10 protein-coding genes and 1 pseudogene are annotated in these 14,540 nt (G+C 70.9%); 3 read left to right on the forward strand and 8 right to left on the reverse strand.

The genetic code is table 11. From position 1 onward, the window contains the following. Positions 1-154: 154 nt before the first annotated feature. The 8 genes and pseudogenes from I9P22_RS19115 to I9P22_RS19150 form a co-directional block, all read right to left on the reverse strand. Positions 155-751 (reverse strand): annotated as a pseudogene (locus I9P22_RS19115) (glutathione S-transferase family protein); the annotation flags it as partial. Then, positions 748-1,677, reverse strand: a complete 930-nt coding sequence (locus tag I9P22_RS19120; protein WP_199261176.1) for a LysR family transcriptional regulator — start codon at positions 1,675-1,677, stop codon at positions 748-750. The pseudogene I9P22_RS19115 and the gene I9P22_RS19120, both read right to left, overlap by 4 nt. Before the next feature lie 109 nt (positions 1,678-1,786). Next, positions 1,787-3,256, reverse strand: coding sequence for an MFS transporter (locus I9P22_RS19125; protein WP_199261178.1), 1,470 nt, complete (start codon positions 3,254-3,256; stop codon positions 1,787-1,789). A gap of 76 nt (positions 3,257-3,332) precedes the next feature. Further along, positions 3,333-5,291: a TonB-dependent receptor domain-containing protein gene (locus tag I9P22_RS19130; RefSeq protein WP_199261180.1), complete on the reverse strand. Its 1,959-nt coding sequence runs from the start codon at positions 5,289-5,291 to the stop codon at positions 3,333-3,335. A 161-nt stretch (positions 5,292-5,452) separates the two neighbouring features. Continuing rightward, positions 5,453-6,595, reverse strand: a complete 1,143-nt coding sequence (locus I9P22_RS19135; RefSeq protein WP_199261182.1) for a dihydrolipoamide acetyltransferase family protein — start codon at positions 6,593-6,595, stop codon at positions 5,453-5,455. Beyond that, positions 6,596-8,677 carry a transketolase C-terminal domain-containing protein gene (locus I9P22_RS19140; RefSeq protein WP_199261184.1) on the reverse strand — a complete coding sequence of 694 codons (2,082 nt, stop codon included), beginning with the start codon at positions 8,675-8,677 and terminating at the stop codon, positions 6,596-6,598. A 30-nt stretch (positions 8,678-8,707) separates the two neighbouring features. Then, the gene (locus I9P22_RS19145) at positions 8,708-9,301 is read right to left on the reverse strand and encodes a flavoprotein (protein ID WP_199261186.1); all 594 of its coding nucleotides are present in this window, start codon (positions 9,299-9,301) and stop codon (positions 8,708-8,710) included. A 12-nt stretch (positions 9,302-9,313) separates the two neighbouring features. Continuing rightward, on the reverse strand, positions 9,314-10,090 hold the full coding sequence (locus I9P22_RS19150) for a class I SAM-dependent methyltransferase (protein WP_199261188.1): 777 nt from the start codon (positions 10,088-10,090) through the stop codon (positions 9,314-9,316). A 242-nt stretch (positions 10,091-10,332) separates the two neighbouring features. Here I9P22_RS19150 and I9P22_RS19155 point away from each other — a divergent pair, with 242 nt between their 5' ends. From I9P22_RS19155 to I9P22_RS19165, 3 genes are read left to right on the forward strand one after another with little or no spacing between them, the layout of a single operon-like run. Further along, the gene (locus I9P22_RS19155) at positions 10,333-11,892 is read left to right on the forward strand and encodes a MaoC/PaaZ C-terminal domain-containing protein (RefSeq protein ID WP_233253481.1); all 1,560 of its coding nucleotides are present in this window, start codon (positions 10,333-10,335) and stop codon (positions 11,890-11,892) included. A 1-nt stretch (position 11,893) separates the two neighbouring features. Beyond that, entirely contained in the window at positions 11,894-13,444 is a 1,551-nt protein-coding gene (locus I9P22_RS19160) for an ABC transporter substrate-binding protein (protein ID WP_199261192.1), read from the forward strand. Continuing rightward, on the forward strand, positions 13,441-14,433 hold the full coding sequence (locus I9P22_RS19165; RefSeq protein WP_199261193.1) for an ABC transporter permease: 993 nt from the start codon (positions 13,441-13,443) through the stop codon (positions 14,431-14,433). The genes I9P22_RS19160 and I9P22_RS19165 overlap by 4 nt, the downstream gene beginning before the upstream one ends. The last annotated feature ends 107 nt before the right edge of the window (positions 14,434-14,540 follow it).

Genomic DNA, 14,540 nt, shown 5'->3' on the forward strand with positions numbered 1-14,540 from the left:
GAACGGCACGCAATATGCCGACGGGTTCAACGACTATTTCACCCTGCTGAACGAGCGCGACGGCGGCATCGGCGGCGAGAAGATCCAGCTCATAACGGGCGGCGCAGCGCAGGAACCATTGTTCGACCGGGTCCTCGGCTGGCACTGGGGCGGCGCCGGTGCAGATGCGGTGCCATTGCAGCGTGCCGAACAGGATGTGATCGGCGAAACCGGGCGTCTCGCCCGCCAACCAGTCCTGCCCCGCCAGGATCCGGCGCATCAGCGCCAGCTTCCCAGGAAAGCCCGACGCCTCGCCGGCCGAGCGGGCGGCCAGTTCCTCGATGCCGGCGCCGAAGCGCCGCTGGCGCGCGGTCCGGAAATGCGCCTGATCGGCCGGGCCCATCATGTCATGCATCTGCCGCACCACGATCACCGACAGCGGCGGGTTCAGCACCGTATTGCAGTGATGCTCGACCAGCCGCGCCAGGGCCTGCTGGCCGGGGCCGGGAAACAGGCTCGGGCCGGGATGGGCGGTCTCGAGATGCAGGGCGATGCCGAAGCTGTCGCCCTCGCGATGGCCGTGATCGTCCAGCACCGGCACGCTGTCGAAGCCGCCGCCGGCGATCCGCGGAATGTCGGCGAAGGTGACGGGGCGCAGTTCGAATTCCAGCCCCTTGTGGCGAAGCGCCAGGATCGCCTTCCAGACATGGGGCGAATAATGCCGGACCCCGTCGGCGGCGCAGAGGCTGTAGAGCGCGATCCCGCCCGTCATGCCGATTTCCGCGCCAGCCGGGGCAGCCCGTCGCCCCGGCCGACGCGCTGCGGCTCGGGCTGCGGCTCGACGCAGCCCAGGATTTCGCGGATCACCCCGATCACCGGATCCTCGGCCCGTTCCGCCAGATAGCCGAAGACGATGCGGACCGAGCTGCGCACCTCGGACAGCACCACGATCCGCTCGTCGGGCGGCAGGGGCGCGTGGATCACGCCGATGCCGACCCCGTCCGCGATCAGCGTGCGCGCCACCACCTCGTCGTCGACATTGATGATGCGCCGGGGGTGGAAGTTCCTTTCCTCGAAGAAGTCCTCGGCCATGCGGCCATAGCAGGAACGGTCGGGCGGGCAGATGCAGGGCACGTCCTGCAGGCCGCTGAGGTCGCCGTCCCGCACATGCGCGGCATATTCCGGCGCCCCGGCCAGATAGACGTTGAAGCGCGACAGCTCGACCGTGGTCAGGTCGGACTGGTCCTCGTTCGGCTCGACATAGAAGCCCGCGTCCAGATAGCCGTTGCGGATGCCGCTGAGCACGCAGGAGGACGGGCCGCGGTCCAGCCTGACCTCGAGCTCGGGGAAGCGCGAATAAAGCTCGGTCAGCAGGCTGCGCACGGTCTGGCGGTTCGAGCAGCGCGCCGCACCGATGCGCAGCTCGCCGGTCAGGCAGCCGCGCAGGCGGCAGGCCTCTTCCATGAAGCGCTGGTGCTGTTCCAGCAGCTTGTCCGCCACCGCCAGCAGGCGCGAGCCGCCCTGGGTGACGGTCATGCCGCGGGGATTGCGCTCGAACAGCTTGATTCCCAGACTGTCTTCCATCGACTTGATATGCGCGCTGATGGCGGGCTGGCTGCGGCACAGGATTTCGGAGGCGCGGGTGATGCTGCCCTCGCGCACGACGGTGACGAATGTTCTCAGGTGGGTGATGTCCATCCCAGGCCCTCGGATAGCGGAGATCTTCGGAAAGTGGCCGCAGTCTTGATGCCTTGCGATGACCGCTGGGGTGGAGAATGTGTATATCATAACAATCCGATCCTTCGGGTCAAGAATTGCCCCCCCGGCGCGGCGGGGGATCGCCACTCCGCCCCAGATTGAAGGCTCCGCCCGACAGGGCGATGACAAGGCCCAGAAGCGCCAGCCCGCCCGCCAGCGCGAAGGTCACGCCCATGCCATGGGCGACCGAGGCGGCCCCGGCCGTCGCCGGATCGGCGCTGCCCGAGGCCAGGGTGAAGACCGCCCCCATGGCCGAGGCGCCGGTGATCAGCCCCAGGTTGCGCGACAGGCTCAGCACGCCCGAGATCACGCCGCGCCGGTCCTGCGGCACCTCCATCATCACCGCTGTGTTGTTCGCGGCCTGGAACAGCTGGTAGCCGGGGGTCAGGATCGCCAGCGCCAGCACATATCCGGGCGTGCCGACCATGTTCGGCAGGGCGGCCAGCGCAAAGGCCCCCAGCGCCATCTGCGCCAGCCCCCAGACCACCACCGCATCGGCGCCGAACCGGTCCACGAGCCGCCCCGCCGGCACCCCGCTCAGCGCCGAGATCGCCGGACCCACCGACATGACCAGCCCGACCACCGCCGCCGGATGGCCCAGCACCCGCGACAGGTAGAAGGGTCCGACCACCAGCGTCGTCATCATCACGGTCGAGACCAGCGCGCTCATCGCCAGCGCGGCATTCAGCGCCGGGTCGCGAAAGGCCGAGAGCCTGACCAGCGGCGCGGGGCTGCGCCGCTCGACGCGCAGAAAGACCGCGACCCCCAGCGCCGCCAGCGCCAGCAGCACCAGGTTCCGGCTGGAAAACGCGCCGTTTTCGGCAGTCACGGCCAGTGCATAGGCGGCCAGGGTCAGGGCCAGGACCAGCGTGCCCGGCTTGTCGAAGGCGCGGTGGTCCACCCTGCCCCGCTGCGCATCCGCGGGCAGGCAGCGCCACGCCAGCGCCAGCCCGGCCAGCGCCAGCGGCACCATGACGGCGAAGATCGCCCGCCAGCCCAGGCCCGAGATCAAGAGCCCGCCCAGCGTCGGCCCCGCCGCCGTGCCAATGGCCGACATGGTGCCCAGCAGCCCCATGGCGGCGCCGGTGCGCGCCTTGGGGACGCTGGTGCGCACCAGCGCCACGGTCAGGCCCATCAGGATCGAGCCCGCCGCGCCCTGCAAGGCCCGCGCCGCGACCAGCGCCGGCAGCGTCGGCGCGGCCGCGCAAAGCGCCGAGGCCAGCGCGAAGCCGCCCAGGCCCCAGCACAGCACGCGGCGATGGCCGGCGATGTCGCCCAGCCGGCCGGCGCTGACGATCAGCACGGTGATCGCCAGAAGATAGGCCAGCACCACCCATTGCACCTGCGGCAGGCCGGTCCGAAAGGCCTCGGCCAGCGTCGGCAGCGCCACGTTGGGAATGCTGATTCCCAGCGAGGACAGCAGCATCGCCATGGCCAGCGCCACCAGCGCCCAATGCGGCGCCGGCGCCGGCGCCGGTTCTTCCGGTGCTCGTTCCGGCGGCTGCGGTTTCGGTTGCATCTCGCGTCCTCCTTGGGTCCTTCGTTGGCCGATGTCCGGCCGGGGATGGCCGGGCATCGCTGCAGGCCTGCCGGCGTCAGAAGCGGATCGTGCCCGCCAGGCGCAGGCTGCGGCCCATCTCGTAAAGGTTCGACCAGCCGTCGACGCCGTAATAGGCAGTCGAATGGTCCAGATACTGCTCATCGAAGATATTGGTCAGCGCCAGGCTGTAGCTCTGGTTCGCGGCCGGGCGCCAGGTGACGGTCAGGTCGTGCACGTCATAGCCGGGCAGCTCGTCCAGCTCGAAATCGGCCGGCAGGTCGGTCTGCTTCAGGACCACGGTGCTGGTCCAGCCGAATTCCAGGTCCTGCGCCGGCATCCGGTAGCCAAGCGCCAGGACGATCCTGTCGCCGCCGGGCGTCACCCCGTCCAGCCAGTCGCCGGGGCTGACCGGCTCGTCATTATACTTCACGTCGATATGGCTGACGCGCAGGTCTGCCGACCAGTTCTGCCAGCTGCGGCCCAGATGGGCGGTCACGCCGCGCGATTCGATCTTGCCGTCGTTCTCGCGGAACCAGGGGCTGCGGCGGCCCTGCCACGAACGGATCTTGTCCTCGACCGTCGAGGTGAAGCCGGTGATCCCGGCCCGCCAGCCGTCGCGGTCCCATGCGAAGCCCAGTTCGGCCGTGCGCGCCAGCTCGCCGGTCAGCGAGGTGTCGGTCTGCGGCCCCAGCCCCAGCGGCCAGATCAGCGTCAGCCCCTCGACCGGCTGCACGCCGCGGAAAGCCTCGCCCCAGGCGGCGAACAGCGCCAGCCCCTCGGTCGGCTCGTAGCGCAGCCGCAGGTTCGGGCTGAAATGCACGCCCTTGTAGTCGTTGCCGTTCAGATCCGTCAGCGTGGCGCGGTCATAGCGCAGCCCGGCCGAAAGCAGCCATTGCTCGGTCGGGGTATAGTCCGCCTGGACATAAAGCCCGTGGTTCTCGCCGCTTTCGGACCCGCTGAGCCCGTCGCCGCTTTCCCCGCGCGACCGCGTCCAGCCGTAGTCGTAGCCATAGGTCACCGCGACCTGGCCGAAATCCGAGCGGTTGCGGATGTCGAGCCCGCGCGTGTCCCATTCCGAGACCTGCCGGACCTCGATGTCGCGCAAGAGCCGGCTGTGCGTGTCATAGGCCGAGACCGTCAGGTCGAGCAGCGGATTGTTCGCCGGGTGGTAGCGATAGCTGACCGAGGTCGAGCGCCAGCCCAGCTTCTGGTCCTCGGGGATGGCGTCGGGCAGGCCGGGCGGAATGCCGAAGTTCGAGCGATAGGCCCGCCGGCCGTTGTCGCGGCGCCAGGTGCTGCTGAAGGTCAGCTCATGCCCCTCGGCCGGGCGGAAGCGCAGCTTGACCAGCGCGTCCAGCGGATCGTTGCCGGTATCGGCGACCTCGTTGCCGTCGCCGTCCTTGTAATCGCCAGCCCAGGATTTCGTCAGATGGACCAGATAGCCGAAGCGCGCGTCCGGGGTGCCGTAGAAGGCCAGCCCCGGCGTCACCCGCTCGCCGTTGGTCTGGGCCGAGAGCTTCAGCATGAAGCCCTGGTCGCGGCCGGGCAGCAGCAGGTCCTCGGGATCCTTGGTCTCATAGCGGATCGCGCCGCCCAGCGCCCCCGGCCCGGCCAGCGCCGAACCGGCGCCGGGCTCGACCGCGACGCGCTTCAGCAGGTCCGGGTCGATGCCGAAATTCCCGGAATGGGCATACATGTTGCCGCCCAGCTTCGCCCCATCCACGGTGACGTTCAGCAGGGTCTCCTCGATGCCGCGCACATAGACTTTCTGCGCCGCCATGCGGTTCGCGCCGCTGACCACGACCTCGGGGCTGTCCGCGAAAAGCTCATTCAGCGTCGCGGGCTGGCGGGTCTCGATCTCGTCCGCAGTGATCGTCTCCGAGACGGTCTCGTCATCGGCGGAACTCACGATCGTGATCGGCGACAGGGTCACGTTGGCTTCTTGTGCCAGCACCGGGCTTGCCAGCAGGACGGCCAGGGCCGCGACACCGCCGGAATGGATTGGGGACGCCATCAGGTTTTCTCTCCATGACAGATAGCTGCCGCTGCCGGGGCCGGGGCTGGACGCCTGATAATGCGCTGGCTGGGGGACAAGGGCCGGGCGCAGCATAGAAAAACCGCCCTGCCGGGCACAAATCGCAAAAGCTGAAGGCTGATCTCAGCTTGGCGGAGGCTTCATCCGGGCGGCGCCTCCCATCCCTCGATCCGCGCGGCGAAGGCGGCCAGCCAGCGGCCGGTCTGATGCCCGTCCAGCGCCCGGTGGTCGATGGTCAGCGTGACATGCGCCATGGTGCGGATCGCCAGCGCCTCGGCGCCGCCCGCTTCGCGCACCACCGCCCGCCTTTCCAGCCTGCCCACGCCCAGGATCGCCGACTGCCCGTCATGCAGGATCACCGGCGCGGCCAGCAACGTGCCCGAGGTGCCGTGGTTCGAGATGGTGAAGCTGCCGCCCGCCATCTCGGCCGCCGAAAGCCGGCCGGCGCGGGCGCGGGCCGTCAGCTCCTGCAATTGCCGCGCCACCTGTTCCAGCTTCAGCTCCTGCGCCTTGCGGATCACCGGCACCACCAGCCCGGTATCGCCCAGCGCCGTGCCGATGCCGATATTCGCATCGGCATGGATCTCCAGCGCGTCCTCGTGCCAGTGGCTGTTGACCTCGGGCACGGCACGCAGGGCGGCGGCGGCGGCCAGGACCAGATAGGGGGTCAGGGACAGGTTGACGCCCTGTGCCGCCAAGAGCGGCTTCAGGTGCGTGCGGTGGCGCTCGACGGCGGTGAAATCCACCTCGGCCAAGGCGGTGACATGCGGCGCGCGCGCGACCGATTCCGCCATGTTGCGGGCGATGGCCAGCCGCATCGGCGAATGCGGCACCCGGCGCGAGCAGGGCTGCGGCGCGGGCGTGCCGCCCCGGGCGCGATGCGCAGCCTCCATGTCCTCGCGGGTGACGCGGCCGCCCTTGCCGCTGCCGGAAAGGCCGTCGGGGTCGATGCCGTATTCCGCCGCCAGCCGCCGCACGGCGGGAGAGTGGTGGCGCGCGGCGGCTGGCGCCCCGGCCGGGGCCCCCGGATCGGTCGCGGGATCGGTCGCGGGGTCGATCCGGGCCAGCACCGCGCCGGGGGTGGCGATCTCGTCGGATTGCATGACGATCTCGTGCAGGATGCCGGCGGCGGGCGCGGCGATTTCCTGCGTGACCTTGTCGGTTTCCAGCTCGACCAGCGGATCGTCCTGCGCGACCCGCTCGCCCGGCCGCTTCAGCCAGTTGCGCACGACAGCGCGGCTGCCCTCCTGCTCGGAGGGCACGATGACCTCGATCAAGCCCATTCAGAACTCCAGCAATTCGTCCAGCCGCGCCCGGATGGCGGCGACCGAGGGAACGACATGCTCCAGCAGCGCCGGATGGTGCGGGCTGGGAATGTCGGGCATGGCGAGGCGCGCGACCGGGGCGTCCAGCGCGGCGAAGGCCGCGTCGGCGACGGTGGCGGCGATCTCGGCGCCGAAGCCGGCGGTGCGCAGGTCCTCGTGCACGATCAGGCAGCGCCCGGTGCGGCGGACCGAAGCCAGCACCGCCTCGGCATCCCAGGGCATCAGCGTGCGCAGGTCGATGATCTCGGCCGAGAGCCCCTCGGCCGCCGCCTCGCAGCGGTTGACCATGGCGCCCCAGGTGACGATGGTCGCGTCCTCGCCCCGCCGGGTGACGGCGGCCCGGCCGAAGGGCAGGACATAGCCGTCGCCGGGCCAGGGCCGGCGCGCCCAAGCGTGGTCCAGCATCTCGCGGTGTTCCAAAAACATCACCGGGTCGTTGCCGCGCAGCGCCGCGCGCAGCAGCCCCGCCGCATCGGCCGCGTTCGAGGGTGCGGCGACCAGCCAGCCGGGCTGGTGGACGAAGGCGACCTCGTTCGTCTGGCTGTGCCATGGGTCGCCGCAGCGGAAGAAGCCCACCGGCATCCGCACCACGATGGGCGCCGCGAAACGGTTGGCGGTGCGCCAGCGCAGGGTGGCGCAGTCGTTCAACTGCTCGGTCGCCGGGTCGGCATATTTGCGGAACTGGATCTCGGGAACCGGCACCAGACCGGCCAGCGCCATGCCCACGGCGCGGCCGATGATCCCCTCCTCGGACAGCGCGGTGTCGAAGACCCGGAGGGGGCCGAACTTCTCGTGCAGGCCCAGCGTCGCGGCATGGACGCCGCCCTTGGGCCCGACATCCTCGCCGAACAGGACGACGCGCGGGTTCAGCGCCATCTCCTGCTCCAGCACCCGGCGGATGGCACTCACCATGTTGATGCGCTGGCCCGCGGCACAGGGGCTGCCGGTCGAGGGCGGGGGCCTGTAGCCCAGCGGATGCTGGCCGCCCATGCGCTGCATCTCGCCCTGGTGGCGGACATGGCGCGTCACGGTCCCGGGGGCGGCGGGCGGCACCGATTCGGCGCGGGCCAGCGCCTCGGCCACCTGGTCCTGCGCGGCGCGGGCATGGCCGTCCCATTCCGCCTGTGACATCAGCGCCGGGACCAGATGCACCTGCAGCCGCGGCAGGGGATCGCGTGCCCATTCGCGGGCGATCAGCTCCTGCGGCTTGTAGCTTTGCGTATCCTGATAGCTGTGGCCCTGAAGCCGCGGCACCGACAGCCGCAGCAGCGCCGGCGCGCGGCTGTCGCGCACGTAATCCACCGCCTCGGCCGTCAGCGCCGCCGCCCCGGCCGGGTCGGCGCCGTCGCCGTCCAGGACCGCCAGCCCCTGCCAGCCCGACAGGTTGGCGGCGATGTTGCCGCCCGGCACCTGCACCTCCGAGGGCACCGAGATGCCGTAGCCGTTGTCCTCGATGCAGAACAGCATCGGCAGCCGGCCCGCCGTCGCCGCCCCCAGCGCCGACCAGAAGCCGTTCGCGGCGACCGAACCGTCGCCGCCCAGCGCCACGGCGATAGCGCGGTCGTAGCCGGGCTGGCCCAGCACCTCGGCATGATAGCGGATCGCCTGCGCCCAGCCGGCGGTCGGCGTGTATTGCGTGCCGACGCCCCCCGCCATCGGCAGCGCCGAGGCCCCGCCCGGATTGGGCAGGTTGAAGACCACGCCGATGTCGCGCCCGTCCGAATAGCCCCCCGACCGCGCCATGGCCGAGACCAGCGCCTCGACCGGGTCCAGCCCCAGCGCCAGCAGCATCGGGCGCGAGCGGTAGTAGCCGCAGACCGCGTCATGCGGATCGTCGAGCCGCAGCCCCAGCAGGATCTGCGCCAGGTCGTGCCCGCGGGCCGAGAACTGGTAGAGCACCTTGCGCTGCGGCACCAGCCGCGTCTCCTCAAGCTCGTCCAGGGCGCGGGACAGGTGCAGCAGGCGGACGGCGCGGGGCCAGTCCATGGCGGCGGGCCGCGCGTCCTGCGCGGGGCAAAAGCCGCCGGCGACGTCTTCCATCTCGCTGTCCTCCGTCTATCGAAGGGCGGCCTATTGGGCAGCCACCGCCTGCCCGGCCCCGATGCCGAGCTTGCGCCGGATCACCGCCAGCACCTCCGCCGGCTCGGGCAGGGTGTAATGGCCATACATGCGGCCGTAATGCGGCTCGTATTGCTCGCGCCAGGCGGGCTCGATCACCTCGTGTCCGTCCTCGCGGATCGCGGCCACGTTGCGGCGCACCACGGGGCGGTCCCACATCGCGGGGCCCATGACCGGGAAAAAGACGATGGGGAAATTGCCGACCAGGAACATCATCGTCAGCCGGTTCATCGAGGTCCCGGCCGCCGCCGCCGCCAGCGTGTTCGCGGTCGCCGGCAGCACGACCATCAGGTCATGCGCCGCCGCGATCAGCCCCGGCCGGTCGGTCGCCCAGTCCTTGGGGCTTTCGCCGCAGATCACCCGCTCGACGATCAGCGACAGGCTGTCGGTATTGACGAAATTCATCGCATCCGGCGTCAGGATCACCGAGATCGCGCAGTCCAGCCCCTCGCGGATCGCCCGGACATAGCTTGGCACCAGCATCGCATCGACCGAGCCGGTGACGCCGATCAGGATGCGCGGCCTGCGGCTTTCGGAATCGGACATCGGGCCCTCCTTTCAGTTCGTGGCCGAGCCGGGCCAGGTGGTGTCGGTCCGCCGGCGCTCCAGCGTCGCCTCGTAGGAATAGATATGCCCGGACAGCGCGCGGGCGACGTCCAGCCCGGCGCCGGGCAGCGTCACCGCGATCCATTTCTGGTTGAACGGATGCGGCCATGCGACATGGTGGCATTCCAGCCCCGCCTCCTGCACGATCCGCGCGACCGTCTCCTTGCGATAGCGCACGATGTCCGGATAAAGCCAGGCGTCGCCTTCGTAATCGCCGCCGTCCAGCGTCTCGAAGAAGGTGGCCAGGAACACCGTCTCGGGCACCATGACCCTCTTGGCCTCGGCCATGCATTTGGCGATCTGCCATTGCGGCGCATGGGTAAAGATCGAATGCGCCATCAGCAGGTCGAACTTGCGGCCGAACTTCGTGAAGGCGAAATCGCCGTCGATGACGAAATTCGGCTTGCGGCGCTGGACCAGTTCCTCGTTGAAATGGCTTTTCAGCCCGTCCCGGATGGCCCATTCCTCGGGGTCGATGCCGTAATAGCGGCCGGGGCGCAGATACATGATCGCGAAGCGCCCGCCGCGCAGCGAACCGCAGCCGATGTCCAGCAGGCTGGAAGTCTCGCGCATGCCGAACAGCGTCAGCAGGTAGAACTGCGTCGCGCCGATCAGGTCGTAATAGTTCGGCGGCCCGACGAAGGCGCGGTAATGGCTGCCGCCGATTTCCTCGGTCTCTCCGAACTGGTTGTGCAGGTCTTGCTTGTCCGACAAAGCGATAGTGTCCACCCGTTTCCTCCTTGAGAAAGGGATAGTGCCAGGGGGTGCCGCTGCCTCGTGCAGGTTGCATGGCCGGCAGCCTTGTCCGAAGCCGGGCGACGGTCAAATCGGATGTGCTGAGGGCTCCCCCCGCGATCCTTGATATCTAACGGAAACCATCGGAAATGCTGAGGGCTGCACTCGAAAGAAACGATTGGTGCGCGCGCGGCGGGCGTGGTCACTGGCGGCGGGATCACCGAGGGGCGCGCGCCATGAAGACACGACATCTTGGAGAATTCGAGACCCATGCCGGCTGTGCCGCCGTCGCGCGCGGCGTGGCCCGGTCGCGCGAAGGCGGCCGCAAGGCGCTGGCGGCGCTGGACCTGCACGAGCGCGCGCAGCTGCTGCGCCGGCTCGGCAAGGACCTGCTCAAGGCGCCCGAGGCGGCCGGGCTGGAGGGCCCGCTGGCCATGGCGGCCAGCATGGCGGCGGCCTGCCTGCGCGACTATCCCTCGGGCAAGCTGATTCCCTGCGGCCAGCCGCGCGAGGCGGGCGAGGCGCTGGCGCAGCGGGTGATGATGCCGCGCGCGGGCGTCGCCTTCCTGTGCGGCAGCGACGCGCCGCACATGATCGAGGCGATGGGCGCGGCGATCCTGTCGGGCCTGCCCTGCCTGTTCTGCGCCCCCGAGCCGGGGCCGCTGGCCGGGCTGGCGGATACCGTCGCCGCACGCGGCCTGCTGCCCCAGGGCGTGCTGCAGGCCATCGCCGCCAGCCCCGCCGAACTGGCGCCGCATCTGCTGCCCGAGGACGTGATCTGCCTGTCCCGCCTGACGCCCGGCGCCTTCGCCCTGCAGCATCACCCGCTGATCGCGGCGGGCGAGGTGCTGCTGGAACGCTCGCCGCAGGGGCAGGTGCTGGCGATCCTGGGACCGGATCTCGGCCCGGATTCGCCGGCGCTTCGGGATTTCATCGACCAGACCCTTTCGCAGACGCCCCCCGGCCTGCCGGCGCCGATGGTCATTCTGCCGCGCGAACTCTCGCGCGCGCTGGCCGGCCTCGATCTGCTTCTGGCGCCTTACGACGCCCCCGAACAGGCGGCGGCGCTGGCCCGCAGGGCCTGTCCCGGCGACCTGCACCTGATCTCGCAGGACGAGGGTTTCCTCTGCGCCACGCTGCGCGCGCTCGGCGGCCATGTCGGCAAGGCGGTGCTGGACCAGACGACGCGGGTCTCGCCCTGTTCCGACCGGGCGCTGCGCTTCATGGTCCGGGTCGAGATCACCGCCGCGCCCGCCCGGATGACCGAGTTGACCGGCATCTGGCATCCCGGCGCACCGGTGCGGCAGGACGACAAGGGCGGCCCCGCCGGCCATCCCTTCCGCAAGGTGCTGGGCGAATTGCGGCCCGGCGATCGGCTGGTCACCGCCTCGCGCGTCATCACCGAAAGCGATGTCGAGCATTTCGCCCATCTCACCGGCGACCTGTTCTATGCCCATATGGATGCCGAGGCGGCGCGCGCCCATCCCTTCTTCGAGGACCGGGTGGCGCATGGCCAGCTGGTGGTGTCCTTCGCCAACGGCCTGCTGGTCGATCCCGCGCCCGGCCCGGTGCTGGCCAATCTGGGCAGCGACGCGCTGCGCTTTCACAACCCGGTCTATTTCGGCACCGCGCTGCATGTCGAGATGACCTGCAAGCAGATCATCCCCCGCCCCGGCGCGGATTTCGGCGAGGTCCGCTGGGCCTGCCGGGTGCTGGACGACAAGGGCCGGCTGGCCGCGCAATACGACCTTCTGACGCTGGTGCTGAAGCAATGGCCGGCGCCCGCGGGCCGCTGACATGCGCGGCCTCTCGCGCATCGCGCTGCTGGCGCTCTTCGCCCTGCTCGCCGCGCCGATGCTGGCGCAGGAGGACAGGCCGCTGGTCGTCACCGACAGCCGGGCCGACCGCGGCATGCTGGCGCCCTATCTGCACAGCCGCAACGGCATCGCCTATCTCTACACAAGCTATGTGTTCGACAGCCTCGTCTCGCAGGACCGGCAGGGCCGGCCCGCGCCGGGGCTGGCCGCAAGCTGGACCACCTCGCCCGACGGGCTGACCGCCGACCTGCAGATGGACACCCGCGCGCGCTGGCACGACGGCAAGCCGGTGACGGCGCGGGACGCGGCCTTCACCTTTGCCTATATGGCCCGCCGCCCCTATCCCTTCGTCTCGCTGAAAAATGTCGCCGGGGCCGAGGCGCTGTCGGACAGCCACCTGCGCATCAGGCTGAAAACCCGGGATGCGGGGCTGGTTTCGGGCCTGCTCATGGCGCTGCCGATCCTGCCCGAGCACATCTATGCGTCGCAGGAGGCACCCGAACGCTTCACCGCGCCCGAGGCCGCGACAGGCAGCGGCCCCTATCGGCTGGCCGGCTACGACAAGGTGCAGGGTCGCTACATGCTCGAGGCGGTGCCCGACTATTACGCCGGCGCGCCGAGGTTTCCGCGGCTGATGATCGTCGCCATGGCGCCCGACGCCGCCATCCGCGCCCTGCGCGGCGGCGAGATCGACGTGATCTCGGACCTGCCGGTCGAGCGCGCCGCCCTGGTCGAGGCCCAGGGCCTGCAGGTCGTGCGCGCGCGCAGCGGGCATGTGACCAAGCTCGCCTTCAACCACCGGGGGTTGTTCGGCGCGCGGGCGATGCGGCAGGCACTGGCCCAGGCGCTGGACCGGCTGGCGATCCTGGACATCACCGCGCCGAACGGTGCCGGGGCGCTGGCCGAGACGGGCTATTTCCAGCAGGGCTCGCCCTGGCGCGAGGACCGCGCCGACCCGGCCTGGCCGCACGATCCGGCCCGCGCGGCCGAGCTGCTTGAGGCGCAGGGCTTCACCCGCGACGGCGCGGGCCGCTGGCGGCGGGCCGGCTCCCCGGTCACGCTGCGGCTGGTCTCGGACGAAAGCCAGGCGCGGGTGGCGCAGGTCGTGGCCGACCAGCTCGACACCTTCGGCTTCGGCGTGGATCTGCGGCTGATGGAGCGCACCGCGCTGCAAGCCCTGCCGCCCGGCGGCGATTACGACCTGCTCGTCGCCTCGGTCAGCACCACCGGCGATCCCGGCGACATCGCCACCCGCGTCACCGGCGAGGCGTGGAATGCCGACCGCTATGCCGGCGACGGGCGCATCGCCGCCGCGCTGGAGGCCGCCCGACAAGCCGCCACGCCCGAGGAACGGCTGGCGCATCTGCACGCGTTCCAGCGCCTCTATGCCGAGGAGCTGCCCTCGCTGATGCTGGTGGACCCGGTGATGGCCGCCGCCCATGGCGGGCGCATCGCGCTGGACTTCATGCCCGACGGCGCGCGGATCGGCATCCCCACCGCCATCGACAAATCGGCCTTCCTGCAAGAATGACCGGATCGCCGGGCATTCGCCGCCGCACGGCCCGGCTGGCGATGGACCTGCTGGCCCGGCTGGCGGTGCTGGGACTGGTCGCGCTGATGGTCTTCGCCCTGCCCCGGCTGCTGCCCGGCGATCCGGTGCAGGCCATGCTGGCCTCGGACCACGCGCAGAACCTCGGCCCCGCCGAGCTTGCCGCGCTGCGCGAGCGGCTGGGGCTGACCGGCGGCTGGGGCCGGCAACTGGGCGACTGGCTGGGCGATCTGGCGCGCGGGGATCTCGGCCGTTCGATCCGCCATGCCCGCCCGGTCGCGGCGCTGATCGCCGAAAGCCTGCCCTGGACGCTGCTGCTGATCCTCGGCGCGATGCCGGTCTATCTGCTGGGCGGCGCGCTGGCCGGCATCCAAGCAGGTCGCGCGCGGGGCGGCGCGCTGGACCGCGGGCTGACCGGCTTCGTCACCGTGCTGGCCAGCATCCCGCCCTTCGTGCTGGCCATCCTGCTGATGCTGGGCTTCGCGATCCTCTGGCCGGTCCTGCCCGCCGGCGGCGCGCTGCCGCTGTTCCCCTCGGACCGGCCGCTGGTCCGGGCGGGACAGGTCGCGCGCCATGCCGTCCTGCCGGTGGCGGCGCTGGCGCTGCACGAATTCGCGCGCTTCTACTATCTCGCGCGGGCCGAGGCGGTGAGCCTGTCGCGCCGCCCCTTCCTGCTGAACGCCGAGGCGCGCGGCCTGCCGCCCCTGCGCCTGCTGGTCGATTACCACGGCCGCAACATCCTGCCGGCCTTCGTCGCGCGGCTCAGCGATTCCCTCTCGGGCCTGATCGGCGCGGCGGTGATCGTCGAGATCGTGTTTTCCTACCCCGGCATCGGCGGGCTGGTCTATGGCGCGATCCTCGACCGGGACTATCCGCTGCTGCAGGGCGCCACCATCACCCTCGCGGCCGGGGTGCTGGCGCTGAACTGGCTGATCGACGCAGCGCTGGCCGTGCTGGCGGAGCGCGGCTGATGCGCCCCGGCCCGGTCCTTCTGGCGCTGCTCGCCCTGTCCCTGGCGGCGCGGCCGCTGCTGCCGGCCTGGCGCAGCAGCCGCGCGGTGCTGGCGCCGCCCGGCCCG

Source organism: Paracoccus binzhouensis, assembly GCF_016446475.1.
Classification (GTDB): domain Bacteria; phylum Pseudomonadota; class Alphaproteobacteria; order Rhodobacterales; family Rhodobacteraceae; genus Paracoccus; species Paracoccus binzhouensis.